Below are 17,160 nucleotides of genomic sequence, written 5' to 3'. Positions count from 1 at the left end.
CTCGCAAGGTTCCCGGAGCAGCCGCAATGGGAACCTGTCGGGCGATCTTAGCCGATGATGAACAGCGGCTGGCCAAATTCGACCGGTTGGCCGTTTTCCACGAGGATCTTGGTCACAACGCCAGAGGCATCGGCATCGATTTCATTCAGGAGCTTCATCGCCTCGATGATGCACAGGGTGTCGCCTTCCTTGATGCTCTGGCCAACTTCGACAAAGGCCGCGGCGCCGGGCGCCGACGAACGGTAGAAGGTGCCGACCATCGGCGACTTGACGACGTGGCCGGTCGGCTCGGCTACCACTGCCGGCGCCGCTGCTGCGGCCGGGGCTGGGGCGGGAGCGTGCTGGGGGACGGCGTAGTGCTGCACGCCCTGCTGCGGCATCATCATCATCTGGTTTTGCGCCATGGCGGACGACTTGACGATGCGAACCTTGCTTTCACCTTCAGTTACTTCGAGTTCAGCGATGTCCGATTCGGCGACCAGGTCGATCAAGGTCTTGAGTTTTCTGAGATCCATGTGAAACCCCTTGGAATTATTTGTTTTTAAGAGAGCTGGCTGCACGTCGGAGGTCACCGCGTGGCCGCTGATACATGAAGTTAGCTTAGATTAACGCGATTTAAGCGCAAAGTCGATGGCAAACCGGTATCCGTCCGGCCCCAGCCCGCAAATCACGCCTTGCGCGTTCGCCGCCAGGAACGAGTGATGCCGAAACGGCTCGCGGGCGTGCACGTTCGAGACATGCACTTCCACGAATGGAATCGCCACCGCGGCCAGCGCATCGCGCAAGACCACACTGGTATGGGTCAGGCCGCCCGGATTAATGACGATCATGGTCACGCCTTCGTCGCGCGCGGCATGGATACGGTCGATCAGGGCGCCCTCGTGATTACTCTGGAAACAAGCCAGCGTCGCCCCTTGCGCTGCGGCCTGGGCGACTGCTGCTGCTTCGATGTCGGCCAGCGTCGTCGCGCCGTACACCGCTGGCTCCCGGGTCCCCAATAAATTGAGGTTGGGTCCATTAAGCAGCAATAGCTTTTTCACCATAATGAGAGTCTGAATGCCGGAAAGTCAGGCATTGTGCCGTCAAGCCCGACTATTGGCAAGCGGTAAAATTGCCAGTGGATAAAGGCATATTCGCCGGAATTCCGAATAGAACGGTCGTTCGTTAGCTTTTTAGCTTGGCCAGGTCTGCCCGTAATTCATCGAACTTCAACTTGCCCAGATACGTCTTGATTACCTGCCCGTCCGCGCCGATCAAGACGGTATATGGCAGTCCACCTGCCTTATTGCCAAAATCGCGCGACAGTTCGGTGCCACCCATGCCCCCTACATATAAAGGATAGGCAATCTTCAACTTGGCCGCGAACTCGTTCATGTTCGATGGTGAATCGATGCCGATACCAATGACATTGAAGCTATTGCCGTTATCGTGACCGGCCAGCTCGGACAATTCAGGCATTTCTTCAACGCAAGGAGCGCACCAGGTGGCCCAGAAATTGACTACCAGCGGTTTGCCGCGCCACTTGGCCAGGGGTTGCGGCGCGCCTGCCAGGTCGTTGAGCGACTGGCTGTACAGCTTGTCGACGGCCGTGTGCGGCTTACCGCCGGTGGGGGCCATGACCGTCGTCAGGGGAGGTGGATCTTTCTTGTTGACCGCAACTAAGGCCCCCATGATGCCGAACATGGCGGCAACGGCCGCGTAGGCGGCCACGTGTTTCTTGTTCATTTATCTCATTCCAGTGTTCGGGCTTGCCCTCGGGTGGGGCTTACTCTGTATCGCGCGCCATCAGGGTGCGCAGGCCGGCCGCGTCGACCCGCTGAAGGCGGCCATCGCTGCGCGGCTTCAAGGCCCCGCGCAGGTCGTGGTAATCATACAATTCGGCATGAATAGTTTCTTTATGCCATACGAAGCTGACAGTTTCAACCGGCTCGTGCCGGCCGCCGCGAAAATGCGGGGTTTCCGAGATATCGATACTGACGTTACGGTTGAGCAGGAAAATCTCGACCTCTTTGGCGCTGTCGGCGAATAGCTGCAGGTGGATGTCGTCGTGTTCGCCAGCGGTTCCATTGAGTACGGCGCCGGTCAGGTAAGGATGGAATTCGGCCAGGGCATCCATGACCTGCAGCGCGGTGGTGCGCAGCAGCGCCAGGCGCTCGGCCTGGCCAGCCACGCCAAACAGGGCCAGGTATTTGCGAACCTCGTCTTCGATCTGGATATTATCGGGCATCAGGTTGGGCGCCGGCTGGTCCACGCCCACCACCTGGCGGGCGGCCTTGCGGCGCGCGGTGGCATAGTCGGCGCCGTCCTGGGCGACCAGGCGCGCGGCGTTGGCGGCGATCTGGGCGCGCAGCTGCAGGATGTCGGTGTTGGGGTTCGGCATGATGATGGAATCATACTCTTGAACGGAAAATGGCAGCGGGTCGGGTAGAATCGCGTATTCGATTTTTCACTCCTGCTATTTCTCCCTAGACCATGCACATTCACATACTCGGCATTTGCGGCACCTTCATGGGAGGGCTGGCAGTGCTGGCCAAGGAGGCCGGCCACCGCGTGACCGGGTGCGACGCCAACGTCTATCCGCCGATGAGCACCCAGCTCGAAGCCCAGGGAATCGAGCTGATCCAGGGTTATGGCCCGGAACAGGTGTCGCTCAATCCCGACCTGTACGTGATCGGCAACGTCATGACGCGGGGTAATCCGCTGATCGAGGAAATCCTGAACCGTGGCCTGAAATACGTCTCTGGCCCGCAATGGATTGGCGAACATATTTTGCGTGACAAATGGGTGCTGGCCGTGGCCGGCACGCACGGCAAGACCACGACCTCGTCGATGCTGGCCTGGATCCTGGAAGACGCCGGCTACGCGCCCGGCTTCCTGATCGGCGGCGTACCCATGAATTTCGGGGTGTCGGCGCGCCTGCATGGCGACAAGCCCTCTGGCGCGGCCGGTTCCGATTTCTTCGTGATCGAAGCGGACGAATACGACACCGCGTTTTTCGATAAGCGCAGCAAGTTCGTGCACTACCACGCCAGGACCGCGGTGCTGAACAACCTGGAATACGACCACGCCGACATCTTCCCGGACATCGGCGCCATCGAAACCCAGTTCCACCACCTGGTGCGCACCGTGCCGGGCGTGGGCCGGCTGATCGTGAACGGCGACGAAACCTCGCTGGCGCGCGTGATCAAGCGTGGCTGCTGGAGCGAGAAGGAATTGTTCGGCTCGAGCGAGGGCGCCAACTGGGGCATGGTCGAGCATCCGGGGGGCGCCAGCTTCGACGTTCTGTTCAATGGCGACGCCCAGGGCACCGTGCACTGGAACCTGACCGGACACCACAACCGTTCCAATGCGCTGGCGGCGATTGCGGCGGCGCGCCACGTGGGCGTACCGACCTCGCAGGCCATCGATGCGCTGTCGCGTTTCCAGAACGTCAAGCGGCGCATGGAAGTGCGCGGCAAGGTCAATGAGATCACCGTGTACGACGATTTCGCCCACCACCCGACCGCGATCGCCACCACCGTCGGCGGCCTGCGCCAGAAGCTGGGCGCAGGAGGAGACCAGGCGGGCCGGATCCTGGCCGTGCTCGAGCCGCGCTCGAACACCATGAAGCTCGGCGCCATGAAAGATGCGCTGCCGGGCAGCCTGAAGGACGCCGACCTGGTGTTCGGCTTCGGCAGCCAGCAGGCGCTGGGCTGGTCGCTGGCCGACGCCCTGAAACCGCTTGGCAACATCGCGCACAGCTTCGACCAGGTCGACTACATGGTGCAGGCCATCGTGCAGGCGGCCCAGCCGGGTGACCACATCCTGGTGATGAGTAATGGCGGCTTCGGCGGCGTGCACCAGAAATTGCTGGACGCGCTGGCACCATGATCTTGTATTTGCATGGATTTCGCTCGTCGCCGAAGTCATTCAAGGCGCGGGTGGTGCAGAAGGCCCTGCAAGACGCCGGCCGCGCGCATGAGCTGATCTGTCCGCAGCTGCCGGCCTCGCCGAAAGAGGCGATGGCCCTGTGCCTGCTGCTGGCCGAACGTCATGCGCCCGACAATCTGGCCATTATCGGTTCCTCGCTGGGCGGCTTCTACGCCACCTGGCTGGCCGAGCGCATGGGCGTGCGCGCGGTGCTGCTCAACCCATCCGTAAATCCGCTGGCCAGCCTGGAAGACCATGTCGGCGTGACCACCGCCTGGCACTCCAGCGCGCCGTTCGAATTTCGCCGCGAGTACATCGACGAGCTGGCCGAACTGCGGGTCGGGCAGATCACGGCACCAGAACGCTATTTTCTGCTGGCGGCGACCGGCGACGAAGTACTCGACTACCGCGACATGGTGATGCACTACGCCGGGGCGCGCCAGCGAGTCATCAAGGGAAGCGACCACGCGATCTCGGAGTTTGCGCAGTACGTGGACGAGGTGCTGGCCTTTTGCAGCCAGACCGATAGCGTCATGGGCATCGGGCAGTGAAGCCGGCGCGGGCCGGTTCGCTGCGCCAGGCCGCCTGGCAGCCGCACGCCGGCGCCGTGCGTGCCCCGGCGCGCATGCGCGACTGGCTCACCACCGAAGGCTCGCTGACCGCGCGCCTGGTGGCCAGCAGCGAAGCGTTCCGGGTGCGCCGGCTGCACCAGCGCGGCGCCACCTGCCTGGCGGACGAGGCGCGGGCAATCGGCCTGCCGCGTCCGGGACGGGTGTGGGAACGCGAAGTGCTGCTCGAGTGCGACGGCAAGCCGGTGGTGTTCGGCCACACGGTGGTGCCTACCGGATGCACCGCGGCCGACTGGCCGCTGTTTTCGGCGCTGGGCGAACGCTCGCTCGGCAGCACGCTGTTCTACGATCCGCTGGTGCGCCGTGGCCAGCTGGAATATGCGCGCATCCGCGCCGGCCATCCCTTGATGGGGCGCGTGCGCGCGGCCCTTGGCGGGGCCTGCGGCATGCACGATGAAGCACTATATTATGCGCGGCGCTGCGTCTATCGCCGCCGCCAGGGCCTGCTGCTGGTCACCGAGGTATTCCTGCCTGCGGTGCTCGGCCTGGGCACACTGCAAGAGAATACGACGAAAGAATACGAAACAAGATGAATCTATTTTTTGAAGAATCGGGCGACTTCAAGGTCGGTACCGTGCTGTCGCAGGCAGGTGAGGCCTACCAGGTGGAGCTGGCCAGCGGCAAGCGTACCAAGGTCAAGGCCAGGGATGTGCTGATCCAGTTCGAGAAACCCGATCCGGAAGCGCTGCTGGCTGCGGCGCGCGCAGTCGCCGCCGAAGTCGACCTCGACTTCCTGTGGGAGGTCGCAGGGCAGGAAGAATTCGGCATTCCCGAGCTGGGCCTCGAGTACTTCGGCCATGCGCCGCTGCCTTTCGAAGCGGCTGGCCTGGTGCTGGCGCTGCACGCCGCCCCGGTCTATTTCCACAAGAAGGGCCGGGGACGCTACAAGGCGGCGCCCGAGCAGACGCTCAAGGCGGCGCTGGCCGGGATTGAAAAGAAGAAGCAGCTGGCCATTGTGCAGGCCGGCTACGTCGAGCAGCTCAAGGCCGGCACGCTGCCGCAGTCGATGCAGCCCATCGTGCAGCAGCTGCTGTTCAAGCCGGACAAGAACACCATCGAGTACAAGGCCCTGGAAGCGGCCGCCAACGAATTGCACACCACCGCGCCGCGCCTGATGCTGGCGACCAAGGGGCTGGAGTCGCCCAAGGCGCTGCACATGGCGCGCTTCCTGTTCGAGCACTTCCCGCGCGGCGCCGGCTTCGCGCCGGTCGAAGTGCCACAGGCGCCGACGGACCTGCCGCTGGCCGACGTGGCCGCGTTCTCGATCGACGACGTGACCACCACCGAGATCGACGACGCGTTCTCGGTCGTCAAGCTCGAGGACGGATTGGTCAGGGTGGGTATCCACATTGCGGCGCCGGGCCTGGCCATTCGCCCCGACGACGCCATCGACAAGATCGCGCGCGCGCGCATGTCGACCGTGTACATGCCGGGCGATAAGATCACCATGCTGCCGGACGAGGTGGTGGACGCCTTTACGCTGGCCGAAGGCAAGGACTGCCCGGCGCTGTCGCTGTATGCGGTGATCAAGCTGGAAGACTGGAGCGTGGTGTCGACCACTACCCGCGCCGAGCGGGTGCCGATCAAGAGCAACCTGCGCCACAACGACCTGGACGCGCTGGTCAATGAAGAAACCCTCGCCAGCGGCGCGGGCGAGTACCCGCACAAGGAAGAGCTGGGCCTGCTGTGGAAATGGGCGCTGCAGCTGGAAGCGGGGCGCATGAAAAAGCGCGAAGCCTTTGGCCTGAAGCCGGAGCAGGCCAACCGCGTCGACTTCAATTTTTATGTCGAAGACGACGTGGTCTCGATCGTGCGCCGCAAGCGCGGCGCGCCGCTCGACAAGATCGTGGCCGAGCTGATGATCTTCGCCAACAGCACCTGGGGCAAGCTGCTGCACGACTCGGGCGTGCCGGGCATCTATCGCTCGCAGGGGCCGGGCGCCGGCGGCTGGGGCGCCAAGATCCAGGTGCGCATGGTCACGCACGCGGCGCCGCACCAGGGCCTGGGCGTGGACCAGTACGCATGGAGCACCTCGCCGCTGCGCCGCTACACCGACCTGGTGAACCAGTGGCAGATCATCGCGGCGGCCTCGCACGGCGTGACCGCGCCGCTGGTGGCGCCGTTCAAGCCGCGCGACGCGACCCTGTTCGCAATCGTCTCGAGCTTCGACGCGGCCTATGCCGCCTACAACGACTTCCAGCAGAACATGGAGCGCTACTGGTGCCTGCGCTGGCTGGACCAGACCGGCGCCAGGCATGTCGATGCCGTGGTACTGAAGGACGAAATCGTGCGCCTGGTGGACGTGCCGCTGGTGGTGCGCCTGGCCGGCATGACCTCGGTCGCGCGCGGCGCGCAAGTCAGGCTCGACATCGTGCGCTGGGATGAGGTCGACCTGGTACTCGAGGCGCGCTTGCTCGAAGTGGTGCCGGCCGCGCCGGATGCATCGGTCGGCCTGGAAGAGGAAGAAGAGGGCGATGCCGGGGAGGCCGCGGTGGCCGAAGCGGTCGAGGCCGAGGGGGTCGTGGCGGTGGTGACCACCGACGACAATGCTCCGCTGGCGCCCAGCCCCGGTTCCGCCTGACCCCCGCTGGGGGCGCGGCCGCCACGCCCCCCCACATTCCCCCCGCGCGCCCAGTTGCGGGTTAGAATGATCAGTCCCCGATCCAACGGCCCGTCCGGGCGAGTGCAGCGCGTGAAGTATTTGCAGAACAACCGTCCATTGATGATTGCCCTCGGCGTGTCCGTGCTTGTGCATGGGGCGCTGCTGGCGGTGCGGTTCGCCGCGCCGGATGCGTTCCGGCACCAGCCGGCCGATCCGGGGCTGGAAGTCATCCTGGTCAATGCCAAGCATGCCAACGCGCCGGTAAAGGCCGACGCCCTGGCGCAGGCCAATCTCGACGGCGGCGGCACGGCCGACGCGGGCCGCGCCCGTTCGCCGCTGCCGGATCTGCGCAGAATCGAGAACGGCGAAAGCATTAAGGCCTTGCAGCGCCGCATTGCCGACCTCGAACAGCAACAGCGCAACGTCCTGACCCAGGTCCAGCGTACCGAATTTACCGCGGCCCCGAAAACCGAACAGGACAAGCCCGATCCCACCCGCACCGGCAGCGACGCGTTCGACACCAGCCGCGCCATCTCGCGCGCGGCGGCCGAAGTCATCGAGCGCATCGAAGACCAGAACAAGCGGCCCAAGCGCACCCAGATCACGCCCAGCACGCGCCAGGTCGGCTATGCCATCTATTACAAGGAAATGCAGAAGCGGATCGAAGAGATCGGCACGCTCAATTTCCCGCAGGAGGGCGGCCGCAAGCTGTACGGCGAGCTGGTGGTTTATATTCCGATCTTCCAGGATGGCTCGCTCTACATGAAAGATGGCGGCCCGCGCATCGAGCAGGGTTCCGGCAACCCGGCCCTCGACAAGGCGGCCCTGCAGATCGTGCGCCGCGCCGCGCCCTTCGGGGGCTTCCCGGCCAACATGCGCACCCAGGGCAAGGACGACCTATGGGAAGTGATCACGCGTTTTCGCTTCACGCGCGAAGACAGGATGCAGGCCGAATTGCGCGGGGGCGCGCAGTGAGCGAGCGCTATTGCGTCATTGGCCACCCGATCGCCCAGAGCAGGTCGCCCGAGATCCACGCCGCCTTTGCGCGCCAGACCGGCCAGGACATCAGCTACGAGCGCTGCCTGGCGCCACTTGACGGCTTTGCCGCCACCGTGCGGCGGCTGGTGCAGGAAGGTTACCGCGGCGCCAACGTCACGGTACCGTTCAAGATTGAAGCGGCGCGCATCGCGACCCGGCTGGCCGAGCGCGCGCGCGCGGCCGGCGCCGTCAACACGCTGGTGTTCGACGCCGATGGCGCGATTGTTGGCGACAACACCGACGGACCAGGGCTGGTGGCCGACATCAGCCGCAATGCCGGCATGGCGCTGGCGGGGCGGCGCGTGCTGCTGCTCGGCGCCGGCGGCGCCGCGCGCGGCGTGCTGCTGCCCTTGCTGCAAGAGCGGCCGCGCCAGATCGTGATCGCCAACCGCACCGCGGCCACCGCCGAAGCGCTGGCGCGCGAATTCGGCCAGCACGGGATGGTGGTCGCTGCCAGCGGCTTTGCCGGCATCGAAGGCAGCTTCGACCTGGTCGTGAATGCGACCTCCGCCAGCCTGCATGCCGATGTGCCGCCGATTCCGGCCAGTGTTTTTTGCCGAACCACGCTGGCGCTGGATATGATGTATGGGCTTGAGCCGACCGGATTCATGCAGTTCGCGGCCCGCCATGGCGCCGCCACCCGCGACGGCCTGGGCATGCTGGTGGAACAGGCGGCCGAAGCGTTTGCGCTGTGGCGCGGAATTAAGCCCGACACCGCGGACATCCTGAACCAGATGCGGCAATCACAACGATGAGCAAAACGCGCAAGGCGGCCGGGTCGCGCAAGGCTTCGCGCGGCTGGGTCAAGTGGATCTTTTTGGGCCCGCTCCTGCTGGTGCTGCTGGCCCAGCTCTATTTCTTCAGCATGGTCTGCTGGTATGCCTATGTCAATCCGGGATCGACCAGCTTCATGCGCCAGCAGCTGTCGGAACTGCGCGAACAAAACCCGGACGCGCGCCTCAAGCATCAGTGGGTGCCCTACGAGCGCATTTCGGCCAACCTGAAACGGGCGGTGGTGGCCTCGGAAGATTCGGGTTTCGCCGCGCACGGCGGCGTGGACTGGGAAGCGCTGGAAAAAGCCTATGAACGCAACAACCGGCGCAGCAAGGTGGTGGGCGGCGGCTCCACCATCACCCAGCAGCTGGCCAAGAACCTGTTCCTGTCGGGCTCGCGCAGCTACCTGCGCAAGGGGCAGGAGATGATCATCGCCTTCATGCTCGAGACGGTGATGAGCAAGCGCCGCATCCTCGAGCTCTACCTTAACGTGGTCGAATACGGCCGCGGCGTGTTCGGCGCCGAAGCCGCGGCGCGCCATTATTTCCGCACCTCGGCGGCCAAGCTGTCGCCCTCGCAGGCCGCGCGCCTGGCGGTGATGCTGCCCAATCCGCGCTACTACGACAAGCATCGTTCTACCTCGTACCTGGAGCGCCGCACGGCGCTGATCCAGCGCCGGATGCGCTTCGCCGACCTGCCGTGAAGCGCGTCCGCGCCAGCCGGCCATGAAATTGTCGTGACGGGGTGGCCGCGGTCAGGCCTAACGGTTACACTTGCGTCAGTTTTTGTATCCGGCCGAGAAAAGCGCATGATCAACGTATTTGTCCTCCAGAATGGCCGCCTCAACCAGGTCGGCGTCGACACGCGCCAGGACCTGGAAACGGTCACGCCGGTCTGGGTCGACCTGACCGATCCGACCGAGGAAGAGCGCACCCTGGTCAAGGCGACGTATGGCGTGACGCTGCCGGGCGAGGACGAAGTCCAGGACATCGAGGCCTCGGCCCGCTACTACGAAGCCGAAAACGGCGACCTGCACCTGCGCACCGATTTCTTGCTCGAAGAAGACGCCGGCCCGTCGCGCGTGATCACGGTGGCTTTCATCCTGTCCGGAAAAATCCTGTTTTCGGTGCACAACGACGACCTGCCGGTGTTTCGCCTGGTGCGCCTGCGGGCGCGTTCGCGGCCCGGTTCGATCGAAGACTACATGGACGTGCTGCTCGACCTGTACGCGACCGATGCCGAGTATTCGGCCGACGCGCTCGAGGGCATCTACGAAGCGCTCGAGGAAGTCTCGAGCCGCGTGCTGCAGAAAGATTTCACCGACCAGGACGCGGCCGCCGCGCTGAACGCGATCGCGCACGAAGAAGACTTGAACGGCCGCATCCGCCGCAACATGATGGACACGCGGCGCGCAGTAAGCTTCCTGATGCGCGGCCGCTTGCTCAACGCCGATCAGTTCGAGGAGGCGCGCCAGATCCTGCGCGACATCGAATCGCTGGACGGCCACACGTCGTTCTTGTTCGACAAGGTGAACTTCCTGATGGATGCCACGGTCGGCTTCATCAACATCAACCAGAACAAGATCATCAAGATCTTCTCGGTCGCCTCGGTCGCCTTCCTGCCGCCGACCCTCATCGCCAGCATCTATGGCATGAACTTCGAGGTGTTCCCGGAGCTGAAGTGGACGCTCGGCTATCCGTTCGCGATCGGGCTGATGGCCGCCGCGATCGCTGCGCCGCTGCTGTATTTCCACCGCCGCGGCTGGCTACGGTGATGAAATAAAATTTCATCGAAGTGCCGGTGGTGAAATAATATTTCACCACCGCGTCGATGCAGATTATCCGATACGCTTGAACACCCGGCGCGCCGCCTCGATCGTCTCGTCGATGACCGCGTCGGTGTGCTGCGCCGAGACGAAGCCGGCCTCGAACATCGCCGGCGCGAAGTACACGCCTTCGTCGAGCATGCCATGGAAGAAGCGGTTGAAGCGCTCCTTGTCGCCGGCCATCATCTGGGCATAGGTCGAGGGCACGCTGTCGGAGAAGTAGAACCCGAACATGCCGCCCACGGCATCGCCGCAGAACGCGATGCCGGCCTCGCTGGCGGCTGCCGCCAGGCCCGTCACCAGGCGCTCGCTGGCCGCGCCCAGCCTGTCGTAGAAGCCCGGCGCCTGCACCAGCTTGAGCGTGGCCATGCCTGCTGCCACCGCCACCGGATTGCCCGACAGCGTACCGGCCTGGTACACCGGCCCGAGCGGCGCCATTTTTTGCATCAGGTCGGCGCGCCCGCCAAAGGCCGCCACCGGCAGGCCGCCGCCGATCACCTTGCCCAGCGCGGTCAGGTCGGGCGTGACGCCGTACATTTCCTGGGCGCCGCCCAGGCCAACGCGAAAGCCGCACATGACTTCGTCGAAGATCAGCACGGCGCCGTGCTCGGTGCACAGCTCGCGCATGCGCTGCAAAAATTCCGGCGTGGCGCGGATCAGGTTCATGTTGCCGGCCACCGGCTCCACGATCACGCAGGCAATGGTGTCGCCCATCGACTCGAACGCGTCTTCCAGCTGCGGCACGTTGTTGTAGTCGAGGACCAGGGTGTGCTTGACAAAATCTTCCGGCACGCCGGCCGAGGTTGGATTGCCGAAGGTGAGCAGGCCGCTGCCGGCCTTGACCAGCAGCGAGTCGGCGTGGCCGTGGTAGCAGCCCTCGAACTTGACGATCTTGTCGCGCCCGGTGGCGCCGCGCGCCAGGCGCAGCGCGCTCATGGTCGCTTCGGTGCCCGACGAGACCAGGCGCACCTGTTCGATCGATGGCACCAGGCGGCACAGCTCTTCGGCGATCTCGATTTCGCCGAGCGTCGGCGCGCCGAACGACAGGCCATTGGCGGCGGCCTGCTGCACCGCCGTGATCACGTCCGGGTGGGCGTGGCCGACAATGGCCGGGCCCCAGGAACCGATGTAGTCGATATAGCGCTTGCCGTCGGCGTCCCAGAAGTACGGGCCCTCGGCGCGGGTAATGAAGCGCGGAGTGCCGCCCACCGAGCGAAACGCGCGCACTGGCGAGTTGACGCCGCCGGGCGTGCTTTGCTGGGCGCGGGCAAACAGGAGGTCGTTCTTCGAAGTGCTGTGGTCAATGGTCATGGGTGCCTGCGGGACCGGAAGGGCCCCGGTAGAATTTGTTGGGGATGAACTTGCCCATGCCGAAGCGCTGGGCGTGTTCGAGCGTGCCGCTGGTGTATTCCTGGGCGGCGAACAGGGCGCCTTGCGCATCCATGCCGCGCGCCATCAGCGCCGTAAACGCGGCCGAATAGGTGTTGCCGGCGCCGATGAAGGGGCCCGGCAGGTGCTGCCACTCGACCCGCGCGACTTCGCCGCCGGCGTCGAACAAGGTGTTGGAACAGGTGCCTTTGTCGTCGCGGGTGCCGGTGACGAGCACGTACTGGCAGCCGGCCGTGGTCAGTTCGGCAACGTCTTCGAGCAGCGAGCCGGCGCTGCCGTCGCCGACCTCGCGCCAGGTCTCGGCCATGCGGCCCAGTTCCGACTGCGACAGCATCAGTACCGTGGTCTGCGGTGCCAGGATCGAGCGGATCGCCGACAGCATTTCTTCGTCGGCCAGGCCGGAGTCGGGCAGGGCGGTAAGAAACGGGTCGAGGATCAGCGGGGCGTCCGGATAGTCCGAGACAATCTCGGCGATCGCGGCCAGCTGCAGCACGGTGGCCACCGCGCCCACCTTGAAGGCGGCGATCGGCATGTCTTCGAGCAGCACCCGGGCCTGGTCGGCCATCCAGTCGCTGTCGACTTCGTGCAGGTTTTCGACCCTGGCGCTGTCGGCCACCAGGATGCCGGCAACTACCGACAAGCCATGGCATCCGTGGGCGGCGAACGCGGCCAGGTCGGCCTGGACGCCGAGCGCGCCGACGGGGTCGGACACGCCGAAAGTCAGGATGAGGGGTAACGGTTGGTTTTGCACGACGGGTGGATTAAGATACCTGATTCCGCATTTTACTAGACGGAACGGGGAATAACCTACTGCGCGTTGCACTGCCGGCCGGCGATGCTCGCTGTACTTGCGTACAGCTCTTGCGTACAGCTGCGCTTCTCGGCCGGCATTGCGGCCGCTCGCTACGGTTCTTCCCCGTTCCGACTTCTCGATTTACGTTATCCATATACGAGGAACACACTGTGAGTACTGAAACAACCGTCGCTTTCCAGACCTGGATGTGCCTGATTTGCGGCTGGGTCTACGACGAAGAAGCCGGCGCGCCGGAAGACGGCATCGCGCCGGGCACCCGTTGGGCCGATGTGCCGATGAACTGGACCTGTCCGGAGTGCGGCGCGCGCAAGGACGATTTCGAGATGACCGCAATCTAAGGCAAGGCCGCGCCAGGACGACCCGCGGCATGTCATTTTGCCTAGTTGACATGCTGCAACACTTTGCGCACAAGGGGTATGCGCTGTGCTATCGTGGCGTTTCATGCTGAAGTGAAACAAAAATGACGACATCGCCGCAACCCACCGGCCTGACCATCATGGTGATCGACGACAGCAGCACGATCCGCCGCTCCGCCGAGATCTTCCTGACCCAGGCAGGCTACCAGGTCGTGCTGGCCGATGACGGATTCGATGCGCTCGCCAAGATCAACGACCACCATCCCGCGCTGGTGTTCTGCGACATCCTGATGCCGCGCCTGGATGGTTACCAGACCTGCGCCCTGATCAAGAAGAGCGCGCGTTTCCATGCGACGCCAGTGCTGATGCTGTCGTCCAAGGACGGTCTGTTCGACCGTGCACGCGGTGCCATGGTCGGGGCCTCGGCCTACCTGACCAAACCTTTTTCCAAAGACAGCCTGCTGGCGGCCGTGCGCGAACACACGGCCGGCAAGGCTTGATCCCGAACCGAATTGCGGAGCCCACGTGGCCATACAAAAGATCCTGATCGTCGACGATTCCCCGACCGAGCGCTTTTACCTGACCGATGTGTTGGCCAAGCATGGTTATACCGTCGCCGCCGCCGTCAATGGCGAGGAAGCGATCGACAAGATCCGGGCCGAGCGCCCGCACCTGATCCTGATGGACGTCGTCATGCCGGGCGCGAACGGGTTCCAGGTAACGCGCTCGATCGGGCGCGACCCGGCGCTGGCGGCGATCCCGATCATCATCTGCAGCAGCAAGAATCAGGAAACCGACCGCATCTGGGGCATGCGCCAGGGCGCCCGGGATTACCTGGTCAAGCCGGTCAACCCGGCGCTGCTGCTGGCCAGTATCGCCGCGCTCGACGCCAAGGCGGCCGTGGAGGAAGCGCCGGCCGCCGCCGCTGAAGCCGCGGCATGACCGAGGTTGCAGCCCGGCCGGAAGGCGACGCGCGCAGCATCCGGCTGCGCCAATACCAGGACCATCTGCTCGAGCGCATGCAGGCCGCGAACAGCGGCAACGGCGCCCCGATCCGCCAGCTGGGGATGCAGGTGGGCGCGACGCGCTACCTGCTCGACCTGCTCGAGGCCGGCGAAATCGTGCCGCCGGTGCCGCTGGCGCGGGTGCCGCTGACCCAGCCCTGGTACCTGGGCCTGGCCAATGTGCGCGGTTCCCTGGTCGGCGTGATCGACCTGGCGCGCTACCTGGGCCAGGACGCAGCAGCGGCCGGCGCAACGCCGGGCGCCGCGCCAGGCATGCGCCTGGTGACCTTCGCGCCCTCGCTGGGCATGAACTGCGCCTTGCTGGCCGAGCGCGTGTACGGCCTGCGCCAGGCCAGCAGCATGCAGCGCGAGGGCGACGCCCTGCGCGATGCCGACAATATCCTCTGGACGCCGCTCTCGCTGGCAGCGCTGGTGCGCGAACAGCGCTTTTTGCACATCGCGCAACAACCAGACATTCAGTAAGCAGCACCAGGAGCCGGTATGGGATTCGCCTCGAAGATCAGCATCAACGCCTTCTTGAAAGACAATGCGGCCAGCGCGCACGACGATACCGCGCTGGTGTCGCCCGATACCCAGTTCGGTCCGGACATGCTGCCGCCGCAGCCCTCGACCGAAGGCAGGGGCGGCGCGCAGCTGCACGGCTCGGCCGACGCCGCCGCGCGCCGGCTCGGCAACACGCGCCCACGCAAGCCGCTGGGCGTCATGCCCGCCGAAGATGACGACCTGCGCCTGCCGCTGATCGGCCACCTGTCGCTGGCGCGCCAGCTGCGCCTGGTGATGGGCGCGTTTGCGGTCGGCATCGTGCTGACCGTGCTGGCCATGTGGCAGAACGCCGCCCGCACCGACGTGGTGGCGAACCAGGGCCAGATTGCCGCAGACGCCCTGATGCACTCGCAGCGCGTGGCCAAGGCTGCGCCGAACGCGCTGCGCGGCGACATTTCCTCTTTCAAGGAGCTCGACGAGAGCCGCGCCGAAGTGGTGCGCGACCTGACCTTGCTGGCGCGCGGCGGCCGCCTGGGCGGCCATGCGATCCCGGCCGCCTCCGGCGAGCTCGTGGCCCAGCTCGCGAAAGCGCGTTCGGCCTGGTCGGCCTCGAACGCGGCCGCCACCACCATCGCGGGCAACAAGCGCCACCTGATCGGCTTTGGCGCCAGCGTGGCCCGGCTCGACGCGCTGGTGCCCGACCTGCACCGCCTTGCCGCCCGTCTAGCTGGCGGTGCCCCGCGCGAAGCAGCTAGCGCCGAACGCCTCAAGGCGCTGGCCGAACGCCTGCCGGCAACGGCCCATGCCTTCATGTCGGCTGGAGCGGCGCCGCGCGACACTGCCCGCGCCATCGCGCGCGACAGCGCCGAACTGGGCGCCTTGCTGGCAAGCCTGGCAAGCCTGGCACCCTTGGCCGACGCCGACCTGCGCGAGCGCGTGGCGGATGCCGGCACCGCCTTCGGGGCCTGGCAGCAGGGCGTGACCACGCTCGTGGCCAACCTTCATAATTTCGACGCCGCCCGCAGCGCCGAGCAAGTCATCGCGCGCGACAACGAAGGCTTGCGCTCGACGCTGACGCGGATCCAGGCGGATTATCGTAGCCAGCTGGCGGCCAGGAGCCCATGGTTCTGGCTGCTGGTGGGCGCATCGGTCTTTACGCTGGCGATGGGCGGCAGTATCAGCCGCGTGATGCTGCAGGATTCGCGCAACCGCGCCCGCGGCGCCGAAGCGCGCCGCCGCGAAGCCGAAGCAATGCGCCAGATGGCCCAGGCCAAGGAAGAAGAAGCCAAGGCCACCAACGACCAGAACCAGGCGGCGATCCTGCGCCTGATGAACGAATTGCAGGAAGTCGCCGATGGCGACCTGACCGTGCATGCGACGGTATCGGAAGACATCACCGGCGCGATCGCCGACTCGGTCAACTACACGGTAGAGGAACTGCGCGAACTGGTGCTGCGGGTGATCCGTACCGCCGAGCAGGTCACGCGCGCATCTGGCGGCGCGCAGACCGTCTCCACCGAGCTGCTGGGCGCGGCCGAGCAGCAGTCGCGCGAGATCCAGGAAGCCTCGGCGGTCGTGCTGCGCATGGCGACCGAGATCGCCGACGTGTCGCGCTCGGCGACCGAATCGGCCGACGTGGCGCGCCAGTCGGTGGCCGCGGCCGAGCAGGGCGCCAGCGCGGTGCAGAACGCGATCACCGGCATGCACGAGATTCGCGAGCAGATCCAGGAAACCTCGAAGCGCATCAAGCGCCTGGGCGAATCGTCGCAGGAAATCGGCGAGATCACCGACCTGATCTCGGACATTACCGAGCAGACCAACGTGCTGGCGCTCAATGCCGCGATCCAGGCCGCGTCGGCAGGCGAGGCAGGACGCGGCTTCTCGGTGGTGGCCGAGGAAGTGCAGCGCCTGGCGGAACGTTCGGGCGAGGCGGCCAAGGGCATCGGTGCGCTGGTGCGCACCATCCAGGCCGATACCCATGACGCCGTCGCGGCCATGGAAAAGTCGACCCAGGGCGTGGTCGAGGGCGCGCGCCTGTCGGATGCGGCCGGCGCCGCGCTGCTCGATATTTCGCGCGTGTCGCACCGCCTGGCGGAGCTGATCCAGGGGATCTCGAGCGCCGCACAACAACAGGCGACGTCCGCCAACGGCGTGGCCCATAATATGCAGCATATCCTGTCGGTCACCGAGCACACCCAGGGCGGCACGCGCCAGACGGCGCAGTCGATCCGTGAGCTGGCGCTGCTGGCCCAGGAACTGAAAGATTCGGTGTCGCGCTTCCGCGTGGCCGCCTAACCCATATCGAGCCCACGAATC

Annotated in this window: 19 protein-coding genes; 13 read left to right on the top strand and 6 right to left on the bottom strand. The window is 65.5% G+C overall.

The window, feature by feature from the left end; translation table 11 throughout:
• Positions 1-47: 47 nt before the first annotated feature.
• The 4 genes from accB to NRS07_RS17170 form a co-directional block, all read right to left on the bottom strand.
• A complete protein-coding gene (accB, locus tag NRS07_RS17185; RefSeq protein WP_259209134.1) occupies positions 48-515 on the bottom strand; it encodes an acetyl-CoA carboxylase biotin carboxyl carrier protein in 468 nt (155 codons plus the stop codon).
• A gap of 90 nt (positions 516-605) precedes the next feature.
• Positions 606-1,043 (bottom strand): type II 3-dehydroquinate dehydratase, encoded by a 438-nt coding sequence (gene aroQ / locus NRS07_RS17180; RefSeq protein ID WP_259209132.1) that lies wholly within the window; start codon positions 1,041-1,043, stop codon positions 606-608.
• A 121-nt stretch (positions 1,044-1,164) separates the two neighbouring features.
• Positions 1,165-1,725, bottom strand: a complete 561-nt coding sequence (locus NRS07_RS17175; protein WP_259209131.1) for a TlpA disulfide reductase family protein — start codon at positions 1,723-1,725, stop codon at positions 1,165-1,167.
• Positions 1,726-1,765: 40 nt separating this feature from the next.
• Positions 1,766-2,383 carry a hypothetical protein gene (locus NRS07_RS17170; protein ID WP_259213353.1) on the bottom strand — a complete coding sequence of 206 codons (618 nt, stop codon included), beginning with the start codon at positions 2,381-2,383 and terminating at the stop codon, positions 1,766-1,768.
• A gap of 89 nt (positions 2,384-2,472) precedes the next feature.
• Between NRS07_RS17170 and mpl the strand changes: the two genes are divergently transcribed.
• The 8 genes from mpl (at position 2,473) to corA (ending at position 10,726) form a co-directional block, all read left to right on the top strand.
• Positions 2,473-3,870: a UDP-N-acetylmuramate:L-alanyl-gamma-D-glutamyl-meso-diaminopimelate ligase gene (gene mpl, locus NRS07_RS17165; RefSeq protein WP_259209129.1), complete on the top strand. Its 1,398-nt coding sequence runs from the start codon at positions 2,473-2,475 to the stop codon at positions 3,868-3,870.
• Positions 3,867-4,460, top strand: coding sequence for a YqiA/YcfP family alpha/beta fold hydrolase (locus NRS07_RS17160; protein WP_259209127.1), 594 nt, complete (start codon positions 3,867-3,869; stop codon positions 4,458-4,460). Before mpl ends, NRS07_RS17160 begins: the two co-directional genes overlap by 4 nt.
• Positions 4,457-5,071, top strand: a complete 615-nt coding sequence (locus NRS07_RS17155) for a chorismate lyase (RefSeq protein WP_259209124.1) — start codon at positions 4,457-4,459, stop codon at positions 5,069-5,071. The genes NRS07_RS17160 and NRS07_RS17155 overlap by 4 nt, the downstream gene beginning before the upstream one ends.
• On the top strand, positions 5,068-7,119 hold the full coding sequence (locus NRS07_RS17150; protein WP_259209121.1) for a ribonuclease catalytic domain-containing protein: 2,052 nt from the start codon (positions 5,068-5,070) through the stop codon (positions 7,117-7,119). Before NRS07_RS17155 ends, NRS07_RS17150 begins: the two co-directional genes overlap by 4 nt.
• Positions 7,120-7,230: 111 nt before the next feature.
• Positions 7,231-8,115, top strand: a complete 885-nt coding sequence (locus tag NRS07_RS17145; RefSeq protein WP_373889836.1) for an energy transducer TonB — start codon at positions 7,231-7,233, stop codon at positions 8,113-8,115.
• Positions 8,112-8,933: a shikimate dehydrogenase gene (gene aroE / locus NRS07_RS17140; RefSeq protein ID WP_259209120.1), complete on the top strand. Its 822-nt coding sequence runs from the start codon at positions 8,112-8,114 to the stop codon at positions 8,931-8,933. Before NRS07_RS17145 ends, aroE begins: the two co-directional genes overlap by 4 nt.
• The gene (mtgA, locus tag NRS07_RS17135) at positions 8,930-9,655 is read left to right on the top strand and encodes a monofunctional biosynthetic peptidoglycan transglycosylase (protein WP_259209119.1); all 726 of its coding nucleotides are present in this window, start codon (positions 8,930-8,932) and stop codon (positions 9,653-9,655) included. Before aroE ends, mtgA begins: the two co-directional genes overlap by 4 nt.
• A gap of 105 nt (positions 9,656-9,760) precedes the next feature.
• Positions 9,761-10,726 carry a magnesium/cobalt transporter CorA gene (corA, locus tag NRS07_RS17130; RefSeq protein WP_259209117.1) on the top strand — a complete coding sequence of 322 codons (966 nt, stop codon included), beginning with the start codon at positions 9,761-9,763 and terminating at the stop codon, positions 10,724-10,726.
• Positions 10,727-10,789: 63 nt separating this feature from the next.
• Here corA and hemL read toward each other — a convergent pair whose 3' ends face one another.
• Together hemL and NRS07_RS17120 are read right to left on the bottom strand one after the other, a co-directional pair.
• On the bottom strand, positions 10,790-12,088 hold the full coding sequence (hemL, locus tag NRS07_RS17125; RefSeq protein ID WP_259209115.1) for a glutamate-1-semialdehyde 2,1-aminomutase: 1,299 nt from the start codon (positions 12,086-12,088) through the stop codon (positions 10,790-10,792).
• Positions 12,078-12,917, bottom strand: coding sequence for a hydroxymethylpyrimidine/phosphomethylpyrimidine kinase (locus NRS07_RS17120; protein WP_373889835.1), 840 nt, complete (start codon positions 12,915-12,917; stop codon positions 12,078-12,080). The genes hemL and NRS07_RS17120 overlap by 11 nt, the downstream gene beginning before the upstream one ends.
• 248 nt (positions 12,918-13,165) lie before the next feature.
• Between NRS07_RS17120 and NRS07_RS17115 the strand changes: the two genes are divergently transcribed.
• The 5 genes from NRS07_RS17115 to NRS07_RS17095 all read left to right on the top strand — a co-directional run bounded on the left by NRS07_RS17115 (position 13,166) and on the right by NRS07_RS17095 (position 17,139).
• Entirely contained in the window at positions 13,166-13,318 is a 153-nt protein-coding gene (locus NRS07_RS17115) for a rubredoxin (RefSeq protein WP_091876441.1), read from the top strand.
• Positions 13,319-13,440: 122 nt separating this feature from the next.
• Complete coding sequence (locus NRS07_RS17110) at positions 13,441-13,836, top strand: PleD family two-component system response regulator (protein ID WP_259209109.1); 396 nt, start codon at positions 13,441-13,443, stop codon at positions 13,834-13,836.
• A gap of 25 nt (positions 13,837-13,861) precedes the next feature.
• Positions 13,862-14,278, top strand: coding sequence for a response regulator (locus NRS07_RS17105; RefSeq protein ID WP_307729903.1), 417 nt, complete (start codon positions 13,862-13,864; stop codon positions 14,276-14,278).
• Positions 14,275-14,823 (top strand): chemotaxis protein CheW, encoded by a 549-nt coding sequence (locus NRS07_RS17100; protein ID WP_259209107.1) that lies wholly within the window; start codon positions 14,275-14,277, stop codon positions 14,821-14,823. The genes NRS07_RS17105 and NRS07_RS17100 overlap by 4 nt, the downstream gene beginning before the upstream one ends.
• Before the next feature lie 18 nt (positions 14,824-14,841).
• Positions 14,842-17,139, top strand: coding sequence for a methyl-accepting chemotaxis protein (locus NRS07_RS17095; RefSeq protein WP_259209103.1), 2,298 nt, complete (start codon positions 14,842-14,844; stop codon positions 17,137-17,139).
• Positions 17,140-17,160: the final 21 nt, after the last annotated feature.

Origin of the sequence: Massilia sp. H6 (genome assembly GCF_024802625.1) — a bacterium.
Taxonomy (GTDB): Bacteria; Pseudomonadota; Gammaproteobacteria; order Burkholderiales; family Burkholderiaceae_D; genus Telluria.
This window is presented reverse-complemented; position numbering and strand designations above follow the sequence as displayed.